The organism is Salinisphaera sp. SPP-AMP-43 (genome assembly GCF_049568105.1).
Taxonomy (GTDB): domain Bacteria; phylum Pseudomonadota; class Gammaproteobacteria; order Nevskiales; family Salinisphaeraceae; genus Salinisphaera.
Window position 1 is genome coordinate 2977626 of record NZ_CP145335.1, and the last position, 26717, is coordinate 3004342.

Consider the following 26717-nt stretch of genomic DNA (forward strand, 5'->3'; position numbering starts at 1 on the left):
ACCGGCCATTCCCTTCTCTTAGTCGGCCGGACAAGACCCATGCGTCGTTTGCAAATTTGGGAAGTATGTTCCCATTTTTATAAATTGCGGGCCTTGCTCGCTCATGCTGAAAATACTGAGAACCTTGGTCGTCAGAAACACGGCGTTCATCCGCTGACCATGACACCTACCAGTTCCCGGTTTTACAGGACTACTCATGAGCGACAACGTGGTTGCACTCCCTTCGCCGACTACCGAAACCGATGACACGGCGTTGGAAAACGCCGAATGGGCCGACTCTCTTGATGCGGTACTTGAGCGAGAGGGCCATGACCGGGCCCACTTTCTCATCGAGATGTTGCTTGACCGGGCCCGTCGTGCCGGTGTCGAGATCGTTTCCTCTCCCATCACGGCTTACCTGAACACGATCCCGCTTGGCCAGCAGCCCCAATCGCCAGGCGATTCGCGAATCGAGTGGCGGATTCGGTCGATTATCCGCTGGAACGCGATGGCCATGGTTCTCCAGGCCAACCGCATCCACGAGGGCGTTGGTGGCCACATCGCGAGCTTTGCTTCCGCAGCCACGCTCTACGAAGTCGGCTTCAATCACTTCTTCCATGCCCCATCGGAAAACCACGGGGGCGATCTTGTCTACTTCCAGGGACATTCCGCGCCCGGGTTCTATGCACGCTCATACCTGGAGGGACGGTTGACCGACGATCAGCTCTATAACTTCCGGGCCGAATCGACTGGCAAAGGCCTATCGAGCTACCCGCATACTTGGCTGATGCCGGATTACTGGCAGTTTTCGACGGTATCGATGGGTATCGGGCCGATCACGGCTATCTACCAAGCTCGATTCATGCGCTACATGCACAACCGCGGCGTTCAGAACACCGACGATCGCCATGTTTGGTGCTTCTGCGGCGATGGAGAAATGGACGAGCCCGAGTCCCGCGGTGCGATCGGCCTCGCCGCCCGGGAAGGTCTGGATAACCTGATTTTCGTGATCAATTGCAACTTGCAGCGCCTGGATGGCCCGGTTCGGGGTGGCTGCAAGATCATCGATGAGCTGGAAGGCGCGTTCCGCGGTGCCGGCTGGAATGTCATCAAAGTCATTTGGGGCTCTGCCTGGGATCGGCTGCTGGCACAAGACCACGACGGCACACTCGAAAAACTGATGACCGAGACGGTCGATGGCGACTATCAAGCCTTCAAAGCCAATGGTGGCGCTTACACGCGCGAGCGCTTTTTCGGTAAATATCCCGAACTCGAAGAGATGGTGGCGTCGCTATCGGACGAAGAAGTCGCGAGCCTCAATCGAGGCGGTCACGATCCTGACAAGGTCTATGCGGCCTATCACCGAGCGGTCCATACCAAGAATGGTCGGCCAACCGTAATCCTGGCGAAGACCGTCAAGGGCTACGGCATGGGCGACTCGGGCGAAGGCCGGAATATCACGCACCAACAGAAAAAGGTGCAGCAGGACGACATACGGGCCTTTCGTGACCGCTTCGAGATCCCGATCCCAGACGACCAGATCGACGATGTTCCGTTCTACAAGCCGGCTGAGGATTCCGAGGAAATGCAGTATCTGCATGCTCGTCGACAAGAGCTGGGCGGTTACCTGCCCCAGCGGCGCCAGGATTGGGACGAACTGGAAATTCCACCGTTGTCCGCGTTCTCGAAGATCCTACAAGGATCCGGCGACCGCGAAATGGCGACCACGATGGCCTTCGTTCGCATCCTGCAAGTGCTGGCGCGCGACAAGAATCTTAAGGATCGTCTCGTGCCCATCATCCCCGATGAGGCACGTACCTTCGGCATGGAGGGGATGTTCCGTTCCATGGGGATTTACTCGCCATTCGGCCAACTGTTCACGCCCGAAGACTCCGATCAGCTGGCGTATTACAAGGAGGCCGTCGACGGTCAGATCCTCGAAGAAGGCATCACCGAGGCGGGCTCAATGTCTTCTTTCATCGCCGCCGGCACGTCGTACTACAACCACGGCAAGACGATGATCCCGTTCTATGCCTTCTATGCGATGTTCGGCTATCAGCGCATCGGCGATCTGTGTTGGGCCGCCGCCGACATGTGCACACGCGGCTTCCTCATGGGCGGCACCTCCGGTCGTACGACCATGAACGGAGAAGGTCTGCAGCACGAAGATGGGCACTCGCACGTGTTGTTCGACTGCGTGCCGAACTGCAAGGCCTACGACCCGACCTTCAGCTACGAGATGGCGGTCATCATCCATCGCGGGCTGCAGGAAATGTACGTCGAGCAACAGGACGTGCACTACTACATCACGATGATGAACGAGAACTACGTTCATCCGGCCATGCCGGAAGGTGTCGAAGAGGACATCGTCAGGGGACTCTACAAATTCTCCGATGGCAACAGCGCCCACGACCCTCAGGTGCAGCTGCTGGGCTGCGGCACGATTCTGCGCGAGGTGATCGCTGCGGCCGATCTGCTCGAAGAAGACTGGGACGTTGGTGCCACGGTCTGGAGTGCGACAAGCTTTTCGCAACTCAAGCGCGACGGTCTGTCGACCCAGCGCTGGAATATGCTCCACCCCGAGTCGGAACCGCATGAGAGCTTTGTCGCGACCCAAATGAGTGAAGCTCGGGGTCCGGCGATCGCCGCGACGGACTACATGAAAGCCTACCCCGAGATGATCCGCGGCTTCATACCGCTGCCGTATTACACACTCGGCACCGACGGCTTTGGCCGGTCCGACACTCGGCCGGCGCTACGCGACTTCTTTGAGGTCGACCGACGCTGGGTCACGGTCACAGCACTTAAGGCACTGGCGGATCAAGGCGAGATACCGCGCGAGAAAGTCTCCGAGGCGATTCACAAGTACGGCATCAGCCCCGACAAACCAGATCCGGTGACGGTCTAACGACGCCGATATGCACGACCGTAGTTTTTACGAGATCCAAATATCGTAATTCATTGATTGAGGTTTTAATGTCGGCGCAGGAAATCAAGGTCCCGGATATCGGCGATTTCGACTCGGTCGAAGTCATCGAAGTGCTGGTCTCCGAGGGCGATACGGTCGAACAAGAACAACCGCTGATCACGCTGGAGTCCGACAAGGCGACACTCGAAGTGCCGTCGACCGTGGCCGGCAAGATCACCGAACTCAAGGTCTCCGAAGGCAGTACCGTCTCCGAAGGCGATGTGATCGCCATGATCGAAGCCGGCGAGGAATCCGGTGGCGACGAGTCGCAGGATGATGGCGACGAGCAGGCCCAGGAGTCGGGCGACGATGCCTCCGAGGACGAATCCTCGGAAGCAACCGAACAGGCCTCCGGCGACGAACAGTCGGGCGGCGGCGAGACCGTCGAGGTCAAGGTCCCCGACATCGGCGATTTCGATTCGGTCGAAGTCATCGAAGTGCTGGTTTCCGAAGGCGACGAAGTCGAGAAGGAACAGCCGCTGATCACGCTGGAATCAGACAAGGCGACCCTCGAAGTCCCCTCGACCGAAGCGGGCACGATCAGCGAACTGAAGGTCTCCGAAGGCAGCACTGTCTCGGAAGGCGATGTCATCGCCCTGCTCCAGTCGGCCGGCGGGTCCAAGTCGAGCGGCGGTCAGTCCGGCGCCAAGGGCCAGCCGAAACAGGACAGCGGCCAGAAAAGCGGCCAGTCCGCCAAGTCGAGCGGCGGCGACAAGAAGCCGGAACCCGGCACCGCCTCGCAGGACGACAAGCCGGTCGAGGCCGACGTCAGCGGCGGCAATCCGTCCAAGCTCAAGTCGGTCGACGAAGAGCGTTTCGGCAAGGCCCACGCCTCGCCGAGCGTGCGCAAGTACGCCCGCGAGCTTGGCGCGGATCTCGGCAACGTCAAGGGCTCCGGCCACAAGGGCCGCATCACCTTCGAGGACGTCCAGTCCTATGTGAAGGGTGCGCTGGATCAGGTCCAGAGCGGCAAGGGCGCCGGTACGGCCGCACCCGCCGGCGGTGGTGGCGTGCCCGCCCAGCCGGACATCGACTTCAGCCAGTTCGGCGAAGTCGAAGTCACTGAGCTACCGCGCATCCGCAAGATCTCGGCCAAGGCGGTGCACAAGAACTGGCTGCTCATCCCGCATGTCACCCAGTTCGACAATGCCGACATCACCGAAATGGAAGCCTTCCGCCAGGCCAACAAGGAAAAGGCCAAGGCCGACGGCGTCAAGCTCACGCCGCTCGCCTTCCTACTGAAAGCCTCGGCGGCCGCGCTCAAGAAGTTCCCGGATCTCAACAGTTCGCTCACCGCGGACGGCGAGCATCTGGTGCACAAGAAGTACGTCAACATCGCCGTGGCGGTCGATACCCCCAACGGCCTGCTCATGCCGGTCATCAAGGACGTCGACAAGAAAGGCATCTACCAGATCGCCCGCGATCTGGACGATGTCTCCGGCCGCGCCCGCGAAGGCAAGATCAAGGGCGACGACATGAAAGGCGCCTGCTTCTCGATCTCCAGCCTGGGTGGGGTTGGCGGCACGGCGTTCACGCCGATCGTCAACTCGCCGGAAGTCGGCATCCTGGGCGTGTCCAAGCATAGCTGGCAGCCGGTCTGGAACGGTTCCGAGTTCGAGCCGCGTCTGCTGCTGCCGCTGTCGTTCTCCTACGACCACCGTGTGATCGACGGGGCCAAGGCGGCGCGGATCACGGGGTTCATCAGCGAGAAGCTGTCGGACCTGCGGACGTTGTTGCTCTAGGACGACAGAACCGCGCCCTTCCGAAGCTTCCAACTCAGTCCATAGCAAAGGAGCTCATGATGAAACTTTACTACGCAACGGGTACATGCTCGCTCGCTCCCCGCATTGTGGCGCACGAGCTTGATATTGAACTCGACTCAGAGAAGGTCGATATCAAGAAGCACGTAACAGAGACCGAAGCGGACTACCTCCAAATCAATCCCAAGGGCTATGTGCCAGCACTTGAACTGGAGAACGGCGAGCTGCTAACCGAAGGCGTCGCCATAATGCAATATATGGTGAATTCGGTAGCGTCTCAGCAGCTAGTTCCGTCGCAAGATGATCTCCAATATTTCCGGCTCCAAGGATGGCTGACCTTCATCAGCACTGAGCTGCACAAGATGTTTAGCCCATGGCTTTTTCATCCGGAGTATGGATCCGAAGCTCAACGCGTCGCGACGCAGAAAATCTGTGAGCGATTCTCCTTCATTAACGGCCACTTGGAAGCCAATGCCTACCTTCTAGGAGAGATGTTCACCCTTGCAGACATCTATCTCTACACCATCTCAAGATGGTCTGATCTATTTAGAATATCGCTCTCACCATATCCTAAGCTGAAAGCTTACCTAAACGGACTAGGCGACCGTTCAACGTTTAAGCTAGCCATGAATTCCGAAGGGATAGTCTAAATGAGCAATGGTTCTTGGGCGGTCAGTACCGCTCAATGTGTGAGAAGGCTGGCCAGCAGTACGAGGCACAAGCTCTAGCTGCAAGCCCACTTTTTAGATGCCGCGCGGCTGTCAATTTAATTTCTGGCCAGCTCGAAAATTGTTCGACCAGTAGGTCCGCTTCTGGCCGATAGGCGACACCACAGTTTAGCGATACTCGGATAGCCTCAACGCTGCCCTGTCGATCGGTGATGAATAAGGAGCCACGTGTCGGGCACCACGGTTCGACGAGCGTTGTTGCCCCTTACCGCACAGCGTGCCGATTCGATGTCTTATCTGCGTCGACCCGCAAATGAACATCTTACGGAACGTAAGGCAGCGAGCCTTAACGAACCGCGAAAGCTGGCTTGTCGACCCGGCAATTGTCGCCGCTAGCCTGCCCGCTTAGCTTGGGGGCGGATTCCAAACGGTGACCGCCATGACCGAGAACATCGCTGCTTCGCCCCAGGCCCTGTCCGGCATTAAGGTGCTGGAACTCGGCCAGCTGATCGCCGGGCCGTTCGCGGCCAAGTTGTTCGGCGAATTCGGCGCCGACGTGATCAAGATCGAGCCGCCGGGCACCGGCGACCCACTACGGCGCTGGCGGGTAATGCGCGATGGCACGTCGCTTTGGTGGCATGTCCAGACCCGCAACAAGCGCTCGGTGTCGCTCGATCTGAAGTCCGCCGAAGGCCAGGACATCGTCAAAAAGCTAGTCGCCGAGGCCGATATCGTGATCGAGAATTTTTCGCCCGGCCGGCTGGAGAAATGGGGCCTAGGCTGGGACGAGCTGGCCGCGATCAATCCGGGGCTGATCATGGTGCGGATTTCCGGCTACGGCCAGACCGGGCCGTATCGGGATCTGCCCGGCTTCGGCGTGATCGGCGAGGCGATGGGCGGGCTGCGCTATCTGTCGGGCCATCCGGGCGAATCGTCGGTACGGGTGGGCGTGTCGATCGGCGATTCGCTGGCCGCACTGTATGGTGTAATCGGCGCGCTGTTGGCGCTGCATGAACGCGCCCGTTCCGGCCAGGGCCAATACATCGATGTCGCGCTCTATGAATCGGTGTTCGCGATGATGGAATCGCTGATCCCCGAATACGACGCGGCGGGCGTCGTGCGCGAGCCTAGCGGTAGTGCCCTGCCCGGCATTACGCCGTCGAATGCCTATCCCTGTGTCGATGGCTCGGAAGTCTTGATCGCCGGCAACGGCGACTCGATCTTCAAGCGCCTGATGACCGCCATCGGCCGCGACGATCTGGCCGAGGATCCGGATCTGGCCCACAACGACGGCCGCTCCCAGCAGGCCAAGCGCATCGACGGCGCGATCAGCCAGTGGAGCCGGGCCCATTCTCGCGAAGAAGTTCTGGAAACGCTGGAAGCCGCCCGCGTCCCGGCCGGCCGGCCCTATACGGCGGCCGACATCGTGGCCGACGAACACTATGCCGCGCGTCAGATGCTGGAAACGATCACCACGCCCGAAGGCCGTGAGCTGAAAGTACCGTCGGTATTGCCGCGGCTATCGCGAACGCCCGGGCGGATCAACGGCGGCGGCCCGGCGCTCGGCGCCCACACCCGCGCCGTGATGGACGAACTCGGTATCGACCGCGACACCCAGAATGCGCTCTACGAGCGCGGCGTGCTCTACGACTCGGAGACGACCCAATGACCGATCGCGTATTCATCAACGACGTCGCCGCCCGCGACGGTTTCCAGATCGAGGCCCGCTGGATCGAAACCGCCGACAAGATCGCCTTCATCGACCGGCTATCGGCGACCGGCCTGGCCAAGATCGAGGCCACCTCTTTCACCTCGCCCAAGGCCATTCCCAACCTCGCCGATGCCGCCGAAGTCATGCAAGGCATTACGCGCACGCCGAATATCGATTACGTCGCGTTGATCCCGAACATCAAAGGCGTCGAGCGTGCGATCGCCGTCAGCACCGACGAGCTGAACTTCGTCATGTCCGCCTCGGACAGTCACGGCCGGGCCAATCTGCGTATGACGGCCGACGAGTCGCTGGCCCGTTTTGCCGACATGGTCGCCGCCGCCAACGGCGCGAGCGTCACCCTCAATGCCTCGATCTCCACCGCCTTCGGCTGCCCTTTCGAAGGCCCGGTCGCCGCCGAGCGGGTGCTCGAGATCGTCGCCTGCATCGCCGATCTCGGTATCAGCGGGGTCACGCTCTGCGATACCACGGGCGTCGCCAACCCACTGCAGGTCGCAGCCCTCTGCGAGGCGGTGCGCGAACGCCATCCGGCACTCAACCTCACCCTGCATCCACACAACACCCGCGGCATGGGTCTGGCCAATGCCCTGGCAGCCTGGCAGGTCGGCGTGCGGCACTTCGATGCCGCGCTCGGCGGCCTCGGTGGCTGCCCGTACGCCCCAGGCGCCTCCGGCAATATCTGCACCGAGGATCTGGTGCATATGTTCGAGTGCATGGGGGTTACGACCGGCGTCGATCTGGACGGTCTGATCGCGGTCAGCGAAACCCTGCCCGAGTTGATCGGCCACGACGTGCCCGGCCAGGTGGTCAAGGCCGGCAAGGCCGATCGGCGTTATCCGTTGCCAGCATCGCTGGCCTGAAGCCGGACTCGATCGCCCGGTCTGCTGTGGTTTCGTGACAGCGCCCGGGCGTTCGCCCATCCGGTTCGGCTCGATGCGAGCCCTCGGCTCTTGGCGTGCCTCACGCTTGACCAGCTGTGTCGCCGGGCGCCCACGGTTCGTTTAGGGGCGGACCGCTCCGAAGCCGGCTACGCCAGGTTCGCGATGCTCGCTTCGCCGTGCCTGCTCCCCCAGCAAGCGTGGGCTACGAACGCGTGCCGAACGTTCGCAGGCCCTGGAAATAGCGCACCTTCAACCCGTTGACTGACCTGCTGATTGGGCGGACCGACTGCCCGCTTGCCCGGTTCGGGTTTATCCTGCGGGCAACGCTCTGTCTTGCTGGATCCCGATGCTGCCGACCCTGCCGCCCGAACACGCCCTCGACCCGTTGCAGCGCGCCTTCGTCGAGCGCGTGGCCGCGCTCGGCTTTGCCGGCGACATTGATACCAGCTACGCCACACGCATTACGCTCGCCACCGATAACAGCGCCTTCCAGACCCTGCCGGCCGGCGTGTTCTTCCCACGCGACGAAGCCGATATCGAGCGCGTGGCCGCCGCCCTGGCCGAGCCCGAATTCCATGCCATCTACCTTGCGCCCCGCGGCGGCGGCACCAGTACCATCGGCTGTTCGCTGACCGCCGGCTTCGTGCTGGACTGCTCGCGGCATATGAATCGGATCGTCTCGATCGACCCAGCCGCCCGCGAAGTCGTGGTCCAGCCCGGCGTGGTGCTCGATCAGCTGAACGATGCCCTGGCCGAGCACGATCTGTTCTTTGCCCCCAACGTCGCCCCTTCTTCGCGGGCCACCCTTGGCGGCATGGCCAATACCGACGGCTGTGGGAAGGGCTCGCGCATCCACGGTAAAACCAGCGACCACGTACTGGCGACCCGCGTAGTACTCACCGACGGCGCCGTGCATGTGATCGATTCACGCGCGCACGCCCCGGCGCCCGATGCCCGTATCGCCGCGATCAACGACCGCGTAAAAACCATCATCGACGACAACCGAGGTGAGATCGAACGCGTATTTCCCGATCTGTCGCGTTATCTGTCGGGCTACAACCTAGCCCAGGCGGTCGACGATAACGGTCGCTGTCATCTCAATAAGCTGATCGGCGGCTCCGAAGGCACGCTGGCGCTGGTGAGCCAGCTCACCCTCAAGCTGACGCCGATCCCCGATACCACCGTGCTCTATGCGCTGCGCTACGACAGTTTCGATGCCGCCCTGCGCGATGCCGAAACGCTGGTGGAATACGACCCGAGCGCGATCGAATCGGTCGACGAAAAAGTCATGAGTCTGGCCCGCGACAACCCGATCTACGAACGGGTCCGCGACATGATCGAAAACGCCGACGGCAGTACGCCCGGCGCGGTCAATCTAGTCGAATTTGCCGGTCGGGGCAGCCTGCCAGAGGGCGCGGCTCGGCTGGATACTGCCCTGGGCAACGGCGAAGGCGGCGCAATCGGCTATTACCGCGCCGAGGCGGCGGAGCGGCGTGCGGCTCTCTGGGCACTGCGCAAGGGCGGCGTCGGCCTGCTCGGCTCGACGCCGGGGGCGAAAAAGCCCCTGCCCTTCGTCGAGGATACGGTCGTGGACCCACGGTTCCTGGCCGACTATGTTGCCGATTTTCGCGCGATTCTCGATGAATACGGCGTCGCCTACGGCATGTTCGGGCATATCGACGTGGGCTGTCTGCATGTCCGGCCGGCGCTGGATCTGACCGACCCCGCCGACGAACGCATCATGCGCGAGATCACCACCCGGGTCCGCCATCTGGCCGAATCCTATGGCGGCCTGCTGTGGAACGAACATGGCAAGGGCTATCGCTCGGAATACAACCGGCCGTTTTTCGGCGAGCCGCTCTATGGCGCGCTTGGCGAGATCAAGCGCGCCTTCGACCCACGCAACCAGCTCAACCCGGGCAAGATCGTGGCGCTCGACCCCGAGCGCGTACCCATCGCCGCCATGGATGCGCCGACCCGCGGCACCTTCGACCGCCAGATCCCGGCCGATGAGCGCGCGGCTTTTCCCGGCGCCATGCAGTGCAACGGCAACGGCGCCTGCTTCGACTACGACCCGGCGCATGTCATGTGCCCCTCGTATCGAGCCACCCGCGACCGCCTGCATTCGCCGAAAGGCCGGGCCAGCGCCATGCGCGAATGGCTGCGCCAGCTCGCCGAAGCCGGACACACGACCGCCGACCTGGCCCCGGCCGAATCATCGCTGTGGCTACGGGCGGCCCGCGACCTGGCCGCAGACCCGGCCGATCCCGAGACCGATTTCTCGCACCAGGTCTGGCAGGCGATGGATGGCTGCCTGTCCTGTCGGGCCTGTGCCACTCAGTGCCCGATCCGGGTCGACGTACCGGCCTTCAAGAGCGAATTCCTGGCGATGTACCACGGCCGCTATGCCCGGCCGCCGGCCGACTATGCCCTGGCCGGCCTGGAAACCGGTGCCCGGCTGGCCGCGCGGCTGCCGGGGTTGGCCAATGCGCTGATCCGCCGGCCGGCGATCCAGCGTCTGCTGGCTAATCGTCTCGGCCTGGTCGACCCACCCGAGTTCAGCCGGCCCACGCTGACGGCCTGGCTGCGCGAGCGCCCGGCGTATCGATACAGCCCGGATCGCTGGACGTTGATGCCCGACGCCGAGCGCGAACGCGCGGTGTTCATCATTCAGGATGCCTTTACCAGTTTCTTCGATGCGCCGGCCGTGACGAGCGTGATCGAGCTGATCGCTGCGCTCGGCTACCGGCCCCAGGTCGCGCCTTTCATGCCCAGCGGCAAACCGCTGCATGTGAAAGGCTTCACGCCGGAATTCGAGCGCACCGCAGCACGCATGGCCCAGGGCATCGACCAGCTCGCTGCCCATGGTCGGCCACTGATCGGCATCGAACCGAGCGTCGTCCGTTCGTTGGCCAGCGATTATCGCCACGTTCTCGGCCGCGCTCTGCCGGTGGTCGCCCTCGAGCGCTGGCTGGCCCAAGCCGTACCCGCCGCCAAACCAGCGGCCCCGGACAACAGCCCACGCTTTCGGCTATTCAACCACTGCACGGCCCAGACCGATTCCGCAGCCAGCGACCGCGACTGGCACACGGTTTTCGAAACCCTTGGCCTGTCGCTCGATAGCGGCCAGGTCGGCTGCTGTGGCATGAGCGGGGCCTATGGCCACGAGGCAAGACACCGCGCAACTTCGGCGGCGATCTTCGATCTATCGTGGTCGGGCGCTCTGGCAGCCGATACCGCCCAACCTGTGGTGCCAGGCTATAGTTGCCGCAGCCAGATCGCCCGCCTCGACGGGGCCCGGACGCCGCACCCGGCGCAGCTTTTGCTCGATCACCTGGCACCGAATCACACCAGCGGCCGCAGCCTGGCCGAAAATTAGTCGACCGGCACGGCCTCCGGGTTACGAGCCCGCTTGGCAGGCTCGATCGATGCCGGCATCACCTGGTTGCGCCCCTGTTTCTTGGCGGCGTACAAGGCATGGTCGGCCCGGCGTAGCAGGGTATCGTGGCATAACTTCAGCCGCTCATCGTTCTGGGCGATGCCGATCGACAGCGTGATCGTAAACCGTTGCCCATCGTCGTTATAGAAATCGAGTTCGGCCACGCGTCGTCGCAGCCGTTCGGCGGCACCCAGCATCGAGTCGAAGCGGGCGTTGGGTACGATCCACAAGAACTCCTCGCCGCCGAAACGACCAAACCCATCGATCTCGCGTACCGCGCCGGCTAGATACTGCCCCAGCTCGCACAGCACGCGATCGCCAACCGCATGGCCATGGCTGTCGTTGATCGACTTGAAATGGTCGATATCGATGAGCGCGACGCAGAACGAATAGGCACGTCGAGAGATCATTGCCTGCTCTCGGGCCAGGATCTCCATCAGCCAACGGCGGTTATACAGCCCGGTCAGATCGTCGCGCACGGCCATCGCCGATATTCGGTTCATCGCCGAACGAATTTCGTTGTTGCGTTCACGCAATGTGCGCCGTAATCGATTGACCAGCGAACTCAGCAGCACCACCTGCGGCATGACCACCATGATCGCGGCCAGCAGAATCCAGCTGTGGAACAGAATGCCGTCGCTGGTCGTGAATAAGGCGTGACTGAACACCACCCCCAGATAACCGAGCGAATAAACCACTACCGCCACCACGAAGCTCACCATAGACAGGTCGAGCGTGCCGTACAGCAGCGGCACGACTGTGGTCAGCAGCAATGCTGCCTGCGACTCGGCCGACTCGAGCCCATACAACAGCGCCAGACCGGGCAGCGCCGGAGCGAGCACCTGCGCCAGTGTCAGATTGGGCTCGCGCAAGCGCAGATTCAGGCCGCTACGAAACGCCAGATAAAACAGCGCCACGATCACAGCGCAAGTCAGCGCAAAGCCCAGCGCGAATATCGCAGACGTTTCGCCGAACCAGGCGATAACTGCGACCAGCAAACACTGGAGCAAATAGGACAGACAGGACAGCCCCAGCCGTCGTAGACGCGTTCGCTGGTGCCGTGCGATCCGCTGATCGGTGGTTTCGGTTGCGCCACCGTTCTCATCTATTGCCATTTGCGATCCATATTGGCGACTCAATGAACGAGCCGAAGACGACTCGGCTTCGAGCGCCCGCCACTCGGTATCGACCCGGGCCACCGAATATTTCTAGGCACAAAGGCAGGACGCGACTTGGTCCGAGCGCCGCGTGGGCGACCGCCCATCGCATTCGGCGAAACGCGAGTCGCTGATCGCGGCAGGCCACGATCAGGGCCTGTGACGCCGCCCATGAGTTATTGGGCATGGGCAGCTCCTTTCGAAAGCCAAGCGCCATTGTTCGGCCATTCTCGCGTCCTTGCGCCTGCGCAGTATGACGACGTCCTGCCTGCTACGCCTCGTCTGATCGCCGATCGTCTTTTGGAGACAGCGCACGGCGCAGACTCGTACGACACATCAACCGCCCCCAGGTGGTGGCACGTACCGGGCAACCCGCCGACAATAGCGTCTGGCTCGAACACCGGTAAATAGCGTAATTCCACTAGGATCGGCGGGCGTTTCGCTTGGGCTCCGCCCCCGGTTCAACCCAGCCGAACCATTGGATGAGCTATTAGAAACATCTCGGGCGCGCCGGTGCGGCGGGCCGATATACTTGTTCGCCGGCGCCCCGCGCCTGTTCACTCGCTACTAGGTGCTCGGCCGACGCGTCGGCACCATGCCCATCGCCTGCTATGACATGCCAACAGATCCAGGACAACGCCGCGCCGATACTCGTATTCGACTCCGGCGTAGGCGGGCTGTCGGTGCTGGCCGCCATTCGTCAGCAGTTGCCATGCGCCCCGATCGTGTTCGCCATGGACAGCGCAGCCTATCCCTACGGCCAGTGTGACGAAACCACGCTCACCACACGGGTACCCGCCCTGCTCGGCCGGATGGTCGAACGCTATCGGCCCTGCTTGGCGGTGATTGCCTGCAATACGGCTTCCACCATCGCCTTATCTGCCGTGCGTGAAGTACTGGCGATTCCAGTGGTAGGTACGGTGCCGGCGATCAAGCCGGCCGCCTGTCTGTCGGCCACCCGAGTGATCGGCGTACTTGGCACCGCGGCGACCGTACGCCAGAGCTATGTCGACGATCTGGCCGAGCGTTTTGCCCATGACTGCCGGGTGCTGCGCTACGGCGCCCCCGATCTGGTCGATTTCGTCGAAGCTGAACTGCGTGGGATGGCACCGGCCGATCCCGAAGCCCCCGCTGCTGCCTTGCACGGCTTGCTGGCACAGCCGGGCGGCGATACGCTCGATACAGTGGTGCTGGCCTGCACCCATTTCCCACTGGCGATCGATGCGCTCCGGGCCGCTGCCCCAAGGCCGTTGTCGTTTATCGACGGTGCCGAAGGCATCGCCAGGCGCTGTGCGAGTCTTCTGGCCGGCCAACACTGGCCAGCGGCCCCTTCGATCGGACGCACCGTCACCACCGGCGACCCCGAGCGCTGTGCCGCACTCGAACCCGGGCTGGCCCGATTCGGGCTCGGACCTGTGGCGGCGTTTTAGCGCATCGCTCCAGGCCGACCGTTCAGCGCAGCCGTTCGATCGCGACCTGATCACCGCAGGCCGCCGCGATCTCGTCCTGGGCGGCAATCAAGGCCAGTTCGCGGCGCCCGGCGGCATGGGTCCTTTCAAACAGAATCTGTACCGCGGCCGCGGTTCGCGCTAGCGCTACGGCCGGGCCCTCACCGGCCAATCCGTGCTCGAGACAGCCGGCCAGAAACATGGCCGCCGTGAAATCGCCGGCACCGTTTGGTGGGGTCTCGAAGGCAATCAACGGCGTGGAGACCCGCCAACTGCCCTCGGCCGTATCGACCAGCATCGCGATTCGATCGGCGGCGCTGTCCTCGACCACCAGCGAAGTGACCAGCACCACCTGCGGGCCTTGTGCGCGCAGCGCGGCCGCAGCCGTGATCGCCTGCTCGCGGGTGGTAACCGGCAGGCCGGCCAGCCAAGCCAACTCGAACTGGTTGGGCGTTATGATATCAGCCGCCGGTACTGCCTGATCGCGCATCCATTCCGGTAGCCCGGCGCGCACGAAAAAACCACGGCCGGTATCGCCCATCACTGGGTCGCAGCAGTACAGCGCATGGCCATTGGCTTGGCGCATTCGGCCCAGACAGTCGAGCACTGCCGCCCCGGTACGCTGATCGCCCATATAGCCGGTCAGCAACGCACGGACTCCGGCCAGCCCGGCCAGCCCGGTCAGGCCCGCTAGGCCGTCGAAGACGTCGGCGACATGCTCGGCACTGAATACCTCACCGCTGAAACAGCCGTAGCCGGTATGGTTGGAAAACTGCACCGTATTGATCGCGGTGACGTCCCACCCCAGGCGCTGCAGCGGAAACACCGCGGCTCGGTTGCCGACGTAGCCATAGGCCACATGGCTCTGGATCGAAATGATATCGCTCACGAACGCCGTACTCCCGGCTTTGGGAATGGATCAGCCGATCTTGGTATGGGCGGCCGACACCGCCTCGCGGCGATCATAACTCCAAGCCAGGGCCCACATCACCAACCCACCCAGACACAGGATGGCCCCGACGATACCGGTCGAGGTCAGACCAAAATCTGCGGCCAGGACTGCACCAGCCAACAGCGGTCCGATCGCATTGGCTGCGTTGAAAGCCACATGATTGAGCGCGGCTGCCAGGTTCTGTGCCTCGCCCGCCACGTCCATCAAGCGCGTCTGCAGGATGGCGGCCAGCGATACGCCCACGCCAATACAGAACACATCGATCGCCACGGTCACGGCATGCTGCGCCGCCAGCGGAAACAACAACAGCGCAACCATGTTCCAGGTCAGCATGATGCCGGCCGTGGGCATCTGGGCCTGATCGGCGAACCGCGGCACGAACATATTGCCGAAAGTCATGCCCAGGCCGAACAAGGCCAGAATGATCGGCACGTAGGCCGGCGACATATGCGTAATCTCGCCGAGCGTGGTGGTCAGATAGGTATAGACAGCGAATACCCCGCCAAAGCCGATCGCGCCGATCGACAGCGTCAGCCAGACGTTCGGCCGGGCCAGGGCCGAGAGCTCGCGCCGGGGATGGGCATCGCCGTGTACGCCTTGATACGGGGCAAAGAACGTGATCAGGACCCCGGCCGCGAGCGCAATCGCCGTAACCACCCAGTAGCCGGCACGCCAGCCGAGCAGTGTGCCGAGCCAGGTTGCGGCCGGCACCCCGATGATGGTCGCCAGTGTCAGGCCGAGCATCACATAGCCGACCGCCTGGGTCCGGCGATGCGGCTTGACCACCGACGCCGCCACCAGCGAAGCCAGCCCGAAATAGGCGCCATGCGGCAGTCCGCTGATAAAACGAAACACGATCAGCCAATGATAGCTGGGCGCAAGCGCACTCAGCCCGTTACCTAGCGCAAATACCGCCATGAGCCCGATCAGCAGCGGCTTGCGCGACATACGCGCGGCGATGACAGTAATCACCGGCGCACCGACGACGACCCCCAGCGCATAGGCACTGATGATGTGACTGGCCGTGGATTCATCGATCGCGAACGCACGCTGGATCAGCGGTAGCAGACTCATGGTGCCGAATTCGGTCGTACCGATTGCGAAACCACCGGTCGCTAGCGCTACAAACACCAGCACCTGAAGTACTCTGTTCGGCATAAGCGGAAAAGAAAGTGAGCTGGGCGGCAAGATAAGCGATTCAGTATACCTGGCTGGCAACTAAGACTAAAGTATTAAATTTGCATGAAGGGCGCCCCGTCTCCACGGTGGTCCATAAACCATCCAGAACTCAATCCGGTTGGGCTGCTCGAGCCGGATGATCCGTGTCATCGCGGGCTTTGCCGAAGTTTCGGCTTGCCGTAGAGTTCATGAACCGCCCTGCCACCGCGAGCCCTCATGGCCCAGGCCGATTCTGACCTTGAACGCGAACAACGCGTTCTGGCCGCCATAGACACCGAGAACGCCGATATTCGGGACATCGATCGCCAGCGCAAATATGCCAAGATGACGCGCTCGGCCTATCGATTCTTCCGCGGTACCAATCATCTGTTCTGGTCCGACGTCCGCGACGATTGGCGGCTGGATTTATTCGGCGGCCGCCCCGATACCCGCACCTGGCTACAGGGCGACGCCCATGTCCACAATCATGGCGCCTACGGCGACGACCGCCAGGGCGTGCATTTCGGCATGGACGATTTCGACGATGCCCTGGTCGGCGATTTCCAGTACGACCTTTGGCGGCATGCCGCCTCGATGGTCCTCGACGCCAACGAAAACGCCGGCTTGACGACCGGCCAGACCCAGCGCGCGATCCGCCACTTCCTGACCGATTATCTCGATACCCTGGCCGATGGCCTGCCCGCCGAGGATATCCACGTCGCCTACGAAGACCCACCACTCCGGCACTTCATGAAGAAAGTGCAGAAAAAACACGGGGTGGCCCGGCAACTGGCCAAGTGGACGATCCAAACCGAAGACGGTACGCCGGTCTTCGATACCGAATACCGCAAGCTGGGCGGCGTATCGGCCGCCGAACGCCAGCAACTGACCAAGGCGTTGAACGAACAGTATCCGAAGACGCTGCTCAACGCCGACGACGAGCGCACGGCGTTCTCGATCGTCGATGTGGCTCGACGCCTGAATGCCGGCACCGGCTCGCTCGGACTGGAACGCTTCTATGCCTTGGTCAAGGCGCAGGCCAGCGATCTTGACGACTATGTGCTGCTGGACATCAAACAGCAGACCCAGCCACCGGCGATCGCTCAACTCTCGGCCGACGAACGTCGCCGCGAGTACGAACATGAAGCCAGACGCCACGCCGAGGCCGCCCGGGCCCTGGCCCAGCATCCGGATGCCTATCTCGGCTGGCTGGCCCTGGGCGACAACTGGTTTTCGGTACGCCGGCGTTCGCCATACAAGAAAGACTTCCCGACCCACAAAATCGACGGCTTCAAAACCTATCGGGCCCTGGCGCGACAGTGGGGGCGCATCATCGCCCGCGAACATCTGCGCGGCGCCGCCTATCTGGCCCCAGACGACCCCGGCTACTTCGGGCGCGCCGTGACCGAACGCATCAGCAACGATCGCGAGACCTTCAAGGCGATGATCGTCGATTTCGCCCTCGCCTACGCCGAACGCATGCGCCGCGACTACGCAGCCTTCGTCGAGGCCCGCGGCGTTCACGAGTGACCCGCCGCGAATCCGCCTAGCCAGCGGTGGCCAGACGCGGCCCTGGCCGGCGCAGCCATCTGGGGCCTGCCATCCAGCCTAGCGCTAAGGCTTGAGCGACGACCAGGAAACCGAGCGCATATTCGTGGGCGATCGCCGGATAGTGGCCCGCCGCATCGGCCGGCCATAGTTCGATGAACCAGCCGATGCCGGTCTGGATCGCAAACGCGGCCCCGGCGCCGCACATATTCAGCAAGGCCACAGCCCGCCCCATCAGCCGCGGCGACAGCACCTGGGCGATACGGGCATAGGCCATCACCGAGCCGGCCGTGCATAGGCCGAACACGATCCACAGCGGCCCGACCCAGAACGCCGGTGCGACCAGTAACAACGCCTGAGCGCCGATGAACACGCCCACGACCGCGGTCATGATCCGATCAAGCGACACACCGCGACGAGTCATGGCATCGGCCAGCGCGCCCAGCAGCAGTTGCCCGATGACCACGGCACCGGCCAGCCACATCAAACGGGTGGCTGCCTCAGCACTGGTGAAGTCGTTGACCTGACGCATCCAGACCCCGGCCCACAAGCCCTGATAGCCCATCCAGCTGCCCTCGCAGAGCAGTACTACCGGTGCCAAGCGCCAGAACAGCGGCTCGGCAAAGACCGCAGACAGCCGCGGTCGATCGGCGACATCCGCCGAGCGCCCCTCTTCGGGATGATCCGGTACCCACCACCAGATCAGAGCCGCCAGCGCAGCGATGGCAATCGCCAGCCCGCGAAACAATTCGCGCCAGCTGATGTAATCGAGCGCGATTTCGGTCGGCAGAGTCGCGGCCATCGCGCCCAGCCCGGACAGCCCCAGCAGCGCCCCATTGACCAACGTCGCCCGCTGCGGCGACCACCACAGCGCATTGGCCTTGTAGGCCCCAACCCAGCAGGCCGCCAGCCCGGCCCCGGTCAGCAGTCGCCCGAGCACGACCATGGCATAGCTGTCGGCCGTGAACAGCACCGTGCCGATCGCGGCCGCCACCAGAAACAGGCTCACCACACGCCGCGAGCCGAAGCGATCCAGCAGCATGCCGACCGGGACCTGCAGCGCCGCGATCGCGATCATGAACACACTGGTCAAGAGCCCCAGCTGCCCGGCGCTGATCGCCAGCGAATCCTGAATCGCCGGCGCGGCCACACCGCCCACATTGCGCATCAGCTCGGAGAGCATATACACGGTAGTAAACGGGGCGAACACCCGCAGCAACAGAACGGGCACAGCAGACTGCACGGATACAGATTTCATGGCGATCACACAGGCGACGACAGAGCATGTTGGGGCTTGGCAGCGCGGCCTTTTGGGCGGGGCCGAGCACCGCGGGCGGCATACTCTGGTTGCGACCAAGGTCGAATACACGCGCAAAAATTCGCGCCTCGACCCAAACTGTGTTCAAGTCGGCTGCGATGAGCACTCAATCGCCGTCTTTTCAGGCGCTCTACGTCTTTCTGACCGTGGTCGAAGCCGGCAGCATCCGGATTGCAGCCGAGCGTCTGTATCGCACCGAATCGGCGGTTAGCCATCAGATGCGAACGCTCGAACGCCAGCTCGACCAGCCACTACTAGAACGGGGCCCGCGCGGCATTCGACCGACTGCGCTCGGTGCCCGCTACGCCGAGCTGCTGCGCGAGCCGTTCGCCGATATCCAGCGCGCGACCGCCCTGTTGTTCGAACCGGCCGAAGCGCAGAGCCTGTCGGTCACGCTATCGCCGGTGCTGGCCAGTCTGTGGCTGGTACCGCGGCTATCGGATTTCGAATCGGATTTCCCGAATCTGTCGCTGCGCCTGGTGACCACTGAACGCTGGCTCGATCTGCTTCAGGACTCCATCGATATCGCGATCCGCTACCATCCGCGCCGCCCGGCAACGACCGACGGCCGTCGGCTATTCAGCGAGCGCGCGTTTCCAGTCTGCAGCCCGAGCATGGCGGCCAGCGACGAGGCGATGCGCAAAGCGCTGTCCCGGGAGCGCATCCTGGTCAACGAAGCCCAAGCCGATGAATGGAAACGCTGGCGGGCCAGCCTGAGCGAGCCGATCCGGCTGTCGCGGCGCCGGGAACGACTGGCCGATTCGAACCTGACCCTGGAAGCGGCCGCCCAAGGCTACGGCATTGCCATGGGCCGCGAACCGCTGGTTTCGGACCTGCTGCGGCGCGGCCGCCTGGTCGCCCCGCTGGGCCATGACTATCCGACTGGCGGCGTTTATGAACTGCTCAGCCATCCCTCGGCCGGCACCACCGGTGCCCGCGACCGGGTGCTGGACTGGCTGGCCGGCCAGCTCGGCAACAGCTCGGTCGACATGGACTCGCCCAGCCCTTAACCGCGCCCATAAAATCGCGAATTTGCGCAGCCGAGCCTCGCGATGACTCGGCTGCCGCGATTCGAGCCCTACCCAAACCAGTGTATACACCAGCGTTCGAATCACGCGGTAAGCCCCGTTCAATGCGGGCTTTCGCGTCTTGATCTTGATTGGCCTCGGTCCGATTTCGAACCCGCCCAGCGCGGCTGCTACCCACGGGTTGCGAAAAACTGTCACCATCCCCACCCACTCTGGGATAGCAACTTGCACAGCGAGGTTGAAACGCGACGATGTCTGACACGCCGAAGATCATCTACACCCTCACCGACGAAGCCCCGGCCCTGGCCACGCATTCGCTGCTGCCGATCATCGATGCCTATACGGATTCCGCCGGCATCCGGGTGGAAACACGCGACATCTCGCTGGCCGCTCGAATCATCGCCCACTTCCCGGACTATCTAACCGAGGAACAGCGCGCAGCCGATGATCTGGCCGAACTGGGTGAGATGACGACCAATCCGTCGGCCAACATCATCAAGCTGCCCAATATCAGTGCCTCGACACCGCAGCTCAAGGAAGCCATCGCCGAGCTGCAGAACGCCGGCTACAAGATCCCCGATTATCCGGAAGAGCCGGAAACCGACGAGGCAAAGGAGATCGCCGAGCGCTACGAGAAGGTCAAGGGCAGCGCCGTGAACCCGGTTCTGCGCCAGGGCAACTCGGACCGCCGGGCCCCGGTTTCGGTCAAGGAATACGCCCGCAAGTACCCACATCGCATGGGTGAGTGGTCATCCGATAACAAGGCCCACGTCGCGCATATGGACGAAGGCGACTTCTACAACACCGAGAAGTCGACCACCATGGCAGCCGCCGACGAGCTCACCGTGACCTTGCACACCAAGGCCGGTGAAAGCCAAGTGCTGAAAAACGGCATCGCGGTGCAGGAAGGCGAAGTCGTCGACACCGCGGTCATGCATGCCAAACCGTTCCGCGAGTTCGTGGATCGCGAGATCGCCGATGCCAAGCAGCAGAACCTGCTGTTCTCGGTGCACTTGAAAGCGACCATGATGAAGGTCTCCGACCCGATCATGTTCGGCTGGGTGGTCAGCGAGTTCTACAAGGACGTGATGGACAAGTTCGGCGATACGCTGGACGAAGTCGGCTTCAATCCGGATTCCGGCCTGGGTGATCTGTACAAGAATATCCAGCAGCTAGACGACGACAAGATCGCAGCGATCGAGTCGGAAATCTCCAAGGTCAACGACAAATCCGCACCGCTGGCCTATGTCGATTCGCATCGCGGCATTTCGGTGCTGCACTGGCCGAACGACATCATCATCGATGCGTCGATGCCGGCCATGATTCGCGACTCCGGCACCATGTGGGGCGCCGACGATGCCCAGCACCAGGCCAAGGCGCTGATTCCGGATCGCTGCTATGCCGGCATCTACCAGGCCACCATCGAAGACTGCAAGAAAAACGGCGCCTTCGATCCGACCACCATGGGCACCGTGCCCAACGTCGGCCTGATGGCCCAGAAAGCCGAGGAGTACGGCTCCCACGACAAGACTTTCCAGATTCCCGCCGACGGCAAGGTCCAGGTGACCAATAAAACCGGCGAGACGGTATTCGAGCACGAGGTCGACGCCGGCGACATCTGGCGTATGTGCCTGGCCAAGGACGCGCCGATCGCCGACTGGGTCAAGCTGGCCGTCACGCGGGCCCGGGATTCGGGCATGCCAGCCATATTCTGGCTGGACGAGAACCGCGCCCACGACGCGCAGATGATCGCCAAGGTCAAAAAATACCTGCCCGAGCACGACACCGAGGGTCTGGATATCCAGATCATGGCCCCGGTCGATGCCATGAACCATACCCTGGAACGGGTCCGCGCCGGCAAGGACACCATCTCGGTGACCGGCAACGTGCTGCGCGACTACCTCACCGATCTGTTCCCGATCATGGAACTGGGGACCAGCGCCAAGATGCTGTCGATCGTGCCGTTGATGGCCGGTGGCGGGCTGTTCGAAACCGGGGCCGGCGGCTCGGCGCCCAAGCACGTCCGCCAGCTGCAGCGCGAAAATCATTTGCGCTGGGATTCGCTGGGTGAGTTCCTGGCCCTAGCCGCCTCGCTCGAGCATCTGGGCAAGACCTTCGACAACGAACGCGCCCGGGTGATGGCCGAAGCCCTCGACCAAGCCAACAGCAAGTTCCTGTCCGAGAACAAATCGCCCTCGCGCAAGGTCGGCGAGCTCGACAACCGCGGCAGCCATTTCTATCTGGCCATGTACTGGGCCCGTGCGATCGCCGATCAGAAAGACGATCCGGAACTGGCCAAGACCTTTGCCGAGTTGGCGGACCAACTCGAGGCCAACGAGGACAAGATCGTGGCCGAGCTCAACGGCGCTCAGGGCGACCCGGTCGATCTCAAAGGCTACTACTATCCGAATGGCGAACGTGCCACGGAAGTGATGCGCCCAAGTGCGACCCTCAACGAGACCATTGCCATGGTTGCGGCCGGCAAGAAATAAGCCTGGCCCACTCCGTTCGGGGTTCGAGCCGGTATCCGCGCACTGCGGGTACCGGCTTTTTTATGCCCGGTAAGCCAGCTTGTCGAGGGCCTTGCAACCCACCTTCGGACGAACTCGGGGGGCGATGAGTTCTGGTATGCTCGATTACTCAAGCTATTGAATAATCAAAATATGCTGAAATCCCAGAAAGGCGCTGTCGCGCTCGCGGCGGTCTGTCTCACGCTTACCGCCTGTACCACGATTCGGGAAACCCAACCCAGCCAGACCGCACGCGAACAACTCCTACTGTCGACTGCGGCCGACCAGGCCACCGCCAAGATCGCACCCAACGTACCCAAGGGCAACGCGATCTATGTCGATAGCTCCCACTTCATCGACAACGGTGAATACCGCACCCAGTATGCGATCGGCCGTATTCGCTCGCACCTGCTATCTGAGGGCTACAAACTCGTCGGCTCGGCCGACCAGGCCGATACCATTGTCGAAGTCAGCAGCGGCGCTCTGTCGATCGATCAGGCCGATACCTTATTCGGCCTACCCAGCATTCCAATCCCGATTCCGCTGACCGGTACTGTTCAGACCCCCGAACTCGCCTTGTACAAGAAAGCCGCCCGTACCGGCGTGGCCAAATTCAATCTGGCCTTCTATAACGCCCAAACGGGCGACATGCAGGATATCGTCGGCCCGATCTACGGTTTTTCCCACTTCGATCGCTCAAATATTCTGGGCGTCGGCTGGCGAAACAGTAATTTGCTACCGCCCGAAGCGGAGGCCGAGATGAAAGGCAAGACGGCCCCGGATAATAACGGCTGATTCGGCTAGAGCGCGACGCATCCGCTTCTGGACACCGGCCCGCATCCATAGCCTCTCCATCGGATAAGCGGCATCCGGGCTCGTGGCCCGCCTGGTTCAACGTGGCGGGCCTACCCCGCGGTTCGGGCCAGAGCCCGTACCCGATTTCCGTTTCCAGGCCAGGTGTTCATCCCCACTGATTATATTGACGCTGCATTCTTCGGTCTGGCGTTGTAATCTCGCGGATAAAGCACATCACAACCGCGTCATACCAGCGGCAGAGGAGAATTAGGCCATGACCACCGTCAACGATCTGCTTCGCGATAAGTCCACTGAGATCTGGACCATCGCACCTGAGAGTTCGGTTTTCGAAGCGCTCGAATTGATGTCCGAGAAGAACATCGGGGCCGTTCTCGTACTCGAATCGGGGCGTCTGGTCGGCCTACTCTCGGAGCGTGACTATGCACGCAAGGTGATTCTGGAAAATCGCACGTCACGCGATACGCCCGTGCGCGACGTAATGACCACACGTGTGGCCTATGTCGAGCCGAGCATGAAAATTCAGGACTGCTTGGCGTTGATGACCGACAAGCGGTTTCGGCATCTGCCCGTCATGGCTAACGACAAGCTGGTCGGCCTGGTCTCGATCGGCGATCTGGTCAAAGGCGTACTCGCCGAGAAAGAATTCATGATCGAGCAGCTCGAGCAGTACATCACCGGCCAGTAGTTTCTCCAAAAAAAACCGGCCATCGCGCGATCTGCGCGATGGCCGGCTGAGATTTTCGTTTTGACCGCTCCAACGGGCTATGCCACTACATGCGGACCCGGCCGGTCATGGCCTCCAGCCGCTCGATACGCTCGGCGGTCGGCGGATGGGTCGAGAACAGCTTACCGATGTTCACACCGGCCAGCGGATTGACAATAAACATGTGGGCGGTTCCCGGGTTGCGGGTTGCCGAAGCCATGGGATGCTGCTGATTCGCCTGTTCGAGCTTTCGCAGGGCATTGGCCAGCCCCATTGGGTTGCCGGCAATATCGGCCCCGCCCTTATCAGCAGCGAATTCTCGCGAGCGCGATACCGCCATCTGGATCAACGTTGCCGCCAGCGGCGCGAGCACGATCATGACCAGTCCCCCCAGCACGCCGCCGGCGCCGCCTTCCTCGTCGTTGCCGCGAAAGCCGCCGAATAACATCGCCCACTGCGCCATGTTGGCGATCATGGTGATAGCCCCAGCAAACGTCGCAGCGACTGCGCCGATCAGTGTATCCCGGTGCCGGACGTGGGCCAGTTCATGCGCGAGCACACCGCGCAGTTCCTCGCGGTTCATCAGCCGCAACAGCCCGGTCGTAGCGGCCACCGCGGCATGCGACGGATCACGCCCGGTCGCGAATGCATTGGGCGTATCGGATTCCATGATATAGACGCGCGGCATAGGAAGCTGTGCGCTCTGTGCGAGCTCACGCACAACGTTATATAGTTCCGGCGCATCTGCCGCAGAGATTTCCCGAGCGCCATGCATCTTGAGCACCATGCGATCGGAAAACCAGTAGCTGCCCAGATTCATCGCGCCCGCGAAGATCAGAGCGATGACCATGCCACCCTTGCCACCGAAGGCGCCGCCGACCAAGACCAGTAGTACACTCAGGCCAGCCAGTAGCGCGGTGGTACGCAAAGCATTCATTATCCTTACCCTCCTAACGGGCTAATACCCTCGGAAATAAAAGTGGCGGCGAATTCAGCGTAATCAAGATGACGCTTTTCCGGGTCGATTCATAGTCCACGAACGCGTATGCTTCAAATAGCATTTAAGTCGCGTTCGGCCCCCACGTTAGCGTTCAGGTAACACTGGGTGTTGCCTACGCCCCCGCTTTGGCAGCATCTTTATATAAAGGCCTATCCATTTCATGGACCGATTCGCAGCATGCTGAAGTCGTCGCCGATCTTGCGCGCAGATGCGGCAAGCGCTGGTTCGCTTGAGCCGCGTATACGCCGGTATATTGCGCCCCGGCCATACTGGGCGGTCCTCGCATCATGAGCGCGACTACGGTGGACTATCACGGCTATCAGCTTTATAGCACCTTTCAGCCGATTCTCAGCCTCTGTCATCGGCGAAGCGTCGGGTTCGAATCGCTGTTGCGCCCCGTGGATGGTCACACGCGCCCCCATTCCCCGGCCAGCCTGATTCGCGCCGCCGCAGAAAGCGGCGATATTCGCTATCTCGACAATCTCTGTCAGTCGCTGCATATCCGGAATTTCTCGGCCCAGGCCCCGGATGAGCGCTGGCTGTTTTTGAATCTGGATCCGAGCACCATCACCGATCGCTGGTACCACGACGGCACCCTGGTTGAAGCGCTCAAACAAGCCGGTGTGCCGCCGGAGCGGCTGGTCATCGAAATCGTGGAAGGGGCGATCGAAGACGAGTCGCAGCTGTTTGCCGCGGTCGACTACTTTCGTTCGATCGGCGCACTGGTGGCGCTGGATGACTTCGGTACCGGACATTCCAACTTCGACCGTATCTGGCGATTGGCGCCGGATATCATCAAGCTGGATCGCAGCCTGATCGTCGAAGCCGAACAACATCGCACCGGTCGGCTGCGGCAAACGCTGCCAAATCTGGTCTCGCTGATCCACGAATCGGGCTGCCTGGTTCTGGCCGAAGGTATCGAAACCCGCGAGCAGGCTCTCTTGGCCATGGATTCGGATATCGATTTCGTACAGGGCTTCTATTTTGCCCGTCCGAGCCCGACCATCGATCACCAGAACATGGACAACTCGCCGGCGCTGAATGCGATCACCCAGCATTTCGTAACCACTGCGACTATCGAGGAGCGGCTGGAAGCCGATCGCACTGCGCCCTATATCGACGCCTTTCGAACCGCGATCGAGAAGATCGGGCAAGGCGTGGAGCCCCATCTGGCCGCACGCCGCTTGATGACCATGCCGCGCACTGCCCGATTCTATATTCTCAACGCCCGCGGCGAAGAGATCATGCATGTCGACGGCTCCTCGCTGCGCGGCAATCATCGGCTTGCCCATGCCGCACCGATCACCGATACCGCGGGCGGCACCTGGTACCGGCGCCAGTATTTTCGTGCGGCCATGGCCGAGCCGCATCGGCTCCAGACCTCCCGGCCCTATCTGTCGAGTACCGGCGCTTATATGTGCGTGACACTGTCGCTGGCCGATAGCAATCCGCCGGAACGCGTAATCTGCTGCGATATCGACTGGTAGCGACTACACAGCCGGTCGCGAGCCTCGCGACCTGGCTTGCCGGGTAGCCGACGATTCCGGCTATACCGCGGGCGTTGAACCGGCGTGCAGCACGCCACGACCGGCAACGCGGCCTCGCACGAAGCCGTTACAGCCCCTAAAATGAGGGGTCCGTACCGAGTTCCGCGA

At 62.3% G+C, this 26717-nt stretch carries 18 protein-coding genes; 13 read left to right on the forward strand and 5 right to left on the reverse strand.

The window, feature by feature from the left end; genetic code table 11:
* The first annotated feature begins 196 nt into the window (after positions 1-196).
* The 6 genes from aceE (at position 197) to V5738_RS12790 (ending at position 11364) form a co-directional block, all read left to right on the forward strand.
* Complete coding sequence (aceE, locus tag V5738_RS12765) at positions 197-2887, forward strand: pyruvate dehydrogenase (acetyl-transferring), homodimeric type (RefSeq protein WP_423821189.1); 2691 nt, start codon at positions 197-199, stop codon at positions 2885-2887.
* Between the two features lie 68 nt (positions 2888-2955).
* Positions 2956-4689, forward strand: a complete 1734-nt coding sequence (gene aceF / locus V5738_RS12770; protein ID WP_423821190.1) for a dihydrolipoyllysine-residue acetyltransferase — start codon at positions 2956-2958, stop codon at positions 4687-4689.
* Between the two features lie 59 nt (positions 4690-4748).
* The gene (locus tag V5738_RS12775; RefSeq protein ID WP_037341967.1) at positions 4749-5357 is read left to right on the forward strand and encodes a glutathione binding-like protein; all 609 of its coding nucleotides are present in this window, start codon (positions 4749-4751) and stop codon (positions 5355-5357) included.
* Positions 5358-5814: 457 nt separating this feature from the next.
* Positions 5815-7044 carry a CaiB/BaiF CoA transferase family protein gene (locus tag V5738_RS12780; protein WP_423821191.1) on the forward strand — a complete coding sequence of 410 codons (1230 nt, stop codon included), beginning with the start codon at positions 5815-5817 and terminating at the stop codon, positions 7042-7044.
* Entirely contained in the window at positions 7041-7964 is a 924-nt protein-coding gene (locus V5738_RS12785; RefSeq protein ID WP_423821192.1) for a hydroxymethylglutaryl-CoA lyase, read from the forward strand. The genes V5738_RS12780 and V5738_RS12785 overlap by 4 nt, the downstream gene beginning before the upstream one ends.
* A gap of 367 nt (positions 7965-8331) precedes the next feature.
* On the forward strand, positions 8332-11364 hold the full coding sequence (locus V5738_RS12790; RefSeq protein ID WP_423821193.1) for an FAD-binding and (Fe-S)-binding domain-containing protein: 3033 nt from the start codon (positions 8332-8334) through the stop codon (positions 11362-11364).
* On the opposite strand, the gene V5738_RS12795 is transcribed toward V5738_RS12790, so the two are convergent.
* Entirely contained in the window at positions 11361-12539 is a 1179-nt protein-coding gene (locus tag V5738_RS12795) for a diguanylate cyclase (protein WP_423821194.1), read from the reverse strand. The genes V5738_RS12790 and V5738_RS12795 overlap by 4 nt on opposite strands.
* 653 nt (positions 12540-13192) lie before the next feature.
* On the opposite strand from V5738_RS12795, the gene murI reads away from it, so the two are divergent.
* Positions 13193-14011 carry a glutamate racemase gene (murI, locus tag V5738_RS12800; protein ID WP_423821195.1) on the forward strand — a complete coding sequence of 273 codons (819 nt, stop codon included), beginning with the start codon at positions 13193-13195 and terminating at the stop codon, positions 14009-14011.
* 22 nt (positions 14012-14033) lie between these two features.
* Here the strand turns inward: murI and pdxY are convergent, their stop codons facing one another.
* The gene (gene pdxY / locus V5738_RS12805) at positions 14034-14918 is read right to left on the reverse strand and encodes a pyridoxal kinase PdxY (RefSeq protein ID WP_423821196.1); all 885 of its coding nucleotides are present in this window, start codon (positions 14916-14918) and stop codon (positions 14034-14036) included.
* Between the two features lie 30 nt (positions 14919-14948).
* On the reverse strand, positions 14949-16139 hold the full coding sequence (locus V5738_RS12810) for an MFS transporter (protein WP_423821197.1): 1191 nt from the start codon (positions 16137-16139) through the stop codon (positions 14949-14951).
* Positions 16140-16376: 237 nt separating this feature from the next.
* On the opposite strand from V5738_RS12810, the gene V5738_RS12815 reads away from it, so the two are divergent.
* Positions 16377-17669, forward strand: a complete 1293-nt coding sequence (locus V5738_RS12815; protein ID WP_423821198.1) for a DUF2252 family protein — start codon at positions 16377-16379, stop codon at positions 17667-17669.
* A gap of 16 nt (positions 17670-17685) precedes the next feature.
* Here the strand turns inward: V5738_RS12815 and V5738_RS12820 are convergent, their stop codons facing one another.
* Positions 17686-18945, reverse strand: a complete 1260-nt coding sequence (locus V5738_RS12820; RefSeq protein WP_423821199.1) for an MFS transporter — start codon at positions 18943-18945, stop codon at positions 17686-17688.
* Between the two features lie 158 nt (positions 18946-19103).
* Between V5738_RS12820 and V5738_RS12825 the strand changes: the two genes are divergently transcribed.
* The 4 genes from V5738_RS12825 to V5738_RS12840 all read left to right on the forward strand — a co-directional run bounded on the left by V5738_RS12825 (position 19104) and on the right by V5738_RS12840 (position 24044).
* The gene (locus V5738_RS12825) at positions 19104-20015 is read left to right on the forward strand and encodes a LysR substrate-binding domain-containing protein (RefSeq protein WP_423821200.1); all 912 of its coding nucleotides are present in this window, start codon (positions 19104-19106) and stop codon (positions 20013-20015) included.
* 269 nt (positions 20016-20284) lie between these two features.
* Complete coding sequence (locus tag V5738_RS12830; protein ID WP_423821201.1) at positions 20285-22525, forward strand: NADP-dependent isocitrate dehydrogenase; 2241 nt, start codon at positions 20285-20287, stop codon at positions 22523-22525.
* A gap of 171 nt (positions 22526-22696) precedes the next feature.
* The gene (locus tag V5738_RS12835; protein ID WP_423821202.1) at positions 22697-23338 is read left to right on the forward strand and encodes a DUF6655 family protein; all 642 of its coding nucleotides are present in this window, start codon (positions 22697-22699) and stop codon (positions 23336-23338) included.
* Positions 23339-23612: 274 nt separating this feature from the next.
* Positions 23613-24044, forward strand: coding sequence for a CBS domain-containing protein (locus V5738_RS12840; RefSeq protein WP_423821203.1), 432 nt, complete (start codon positions 23613-23615; stop codon positions 24042-24044).
* A gap of 85 nt (positions 24045-24129) precedes the next feature.
* Here the strand turns inward: V5738_RS12840 and htpX are convergent, their stop codons facing one another.
* Positions 24130-24999, reverse strand: coding sequence for a zinc metalloprotease HtpX (gene htpX, locus V5738_RS12845; RefSeq protein WP_423821204.1), 870 nt, complete (start codon positions 24997-24999; stop codon positions 24130-24132).
* 350 nt (positions 25000-25349) lie between these two features.
* On the opposite strand from htpX, the gene V5738_RS12850 reads away from it, so the two are divergent.
* Positions 25350-26549, forward strand: coding sequence for an EAL domain-containing protein (locus V5738_RS12850; RefSeq protein WP_423821205.1), 1200 nt, complete (start codon positions 25350-25352; stop codon positions 26547-26549).
* Positions 26550-26717: the final 168 nt, after the last annotated feature.

What these genes read in the sequence shown, in the direction of transcription:
- aceE (WP_423821189.1), top strand. Translation starts at nt 197, where the DNA reads ATGAGCGACAACGTGGTTGCACTCCCTTCGCCGACTACCGAAACCGAT.
- aceF (WP_423821190.1), top strand. Translation starts at nt 2,956, where the DNA reads ATGTCGGCGCAGGAAATCAAGGTCCCGGATATCGGCGATTTCGACTCG.
- V5738_RS12775 (WP_037341967.1), top strand. Translation starts at nt 4,749, where the DNA reads ATGAAACTTTACTACGCAACGGGTACATGCTCGCTCGCTCCCCGCATT.
- V5738_RS12780 (WP_423821191.1), top strand. Translation starts at nt 5,815, where the DNA reads ATGACCGAGAACATCGCTGCTTCGCCCCAGGCCCTGTCCGGCATTAAG.
- V5738_RS12785 (WP_423821192.1), top strand. Translation starts at nt 7,041, where the DNA reads ATGACCGATCGCGTATTCATCAACGACGTCGCCGCCCGCGACGGTTTC.
- V5738_RS12790 (WP_423821193.1), top strand. Translation starts at nt 8,332, where the DNA reads ATGCTGCCGACCCTGCCGCCCGAACACGCCCTCGACCCGTTGCAGCGC.
- V5738_RS12795 (WP_423821194.1), bottom strand. Translation starts at nt 12,539, where the DNA reads ATGGCAATAGATGAGAACGGTGGCGCAACCGAAACCACCGATCAGCGG.
- murI (WP_423821195.1), top strand. Translation starts at nt 13,193, where the DNA reads ATGACATGCCAACAGATCCAGGACAACGCCGCGCCGATACTCGTATTC.
- V5738_RS12810 (WP_423821197.1), bottom strand. Translation starts at nt 16,139, where the DNA reads ATGCCGAACAGAGTACTTCAGGTGCTGGTGTTTGTAGCGCTAGCGACC.
- V5738_RS12815 (WP_423821198.1), top strand. Translation starts at nt 16,377, where the DNA reads ATGGCCCAGGCCGATTCTGACCTTGAACGCGAACAACGCGTTCTGGCC.
- V5738_RS12820 (WP_423821199.1), bottom strand. Translation starts at nt 18,945, where the DNA reads ATGAAATCTGTATCCGTGCAGTCTGCTGTGCCCGTTCTGTTGCTGCGG.
- V5738_RS12825 (WP_423821200.1), top strand. Translation starts at nt 19,104, where the DNA reads ATGAGCACTCAATCGCCGTCTTTTCAGGCGCTCTACGTCTTTCTGACC.
- V5738_RS12830 (WP_423821201.1), top strand. Translation starts at nt 20,285, where the DNA reads ATGTCTGACACGCCGAAGATCATCTACACCCTCACCGACGAAGCCCCG.
- V5738_RS12835 (WP_423821202.1), top strand. Translation starts at nt 22,697, where the DNA reads ATGCTGAAATCCCAGAAAGGCGCTGTCGCGCTCGCGGCGGTCTGTCTC.
- V5738_RS12840 (WP_423821203.1), top strand. Translation starts at nt 23,613, where the DNA reads ATGACCACCGTCAACGATCTGCTTCGCGATAAGTCCACTGAGATCTGG.
- htpX (WP_423821204.1), bottom strand. Translation starts at nt 24,999, where the DNA reads ATGAATGCTTTGCGTACCACCGCGCTACTGGCTGGCCTGAGTGTACTA.
- V5738_RS12850 (WP_423821205.1), top strand. Translation starts at nt 25,350, where the DNA reads ATGAGCGCGACTACGGTGGACTATCACGGCTATCAGCTTTATAGCACC.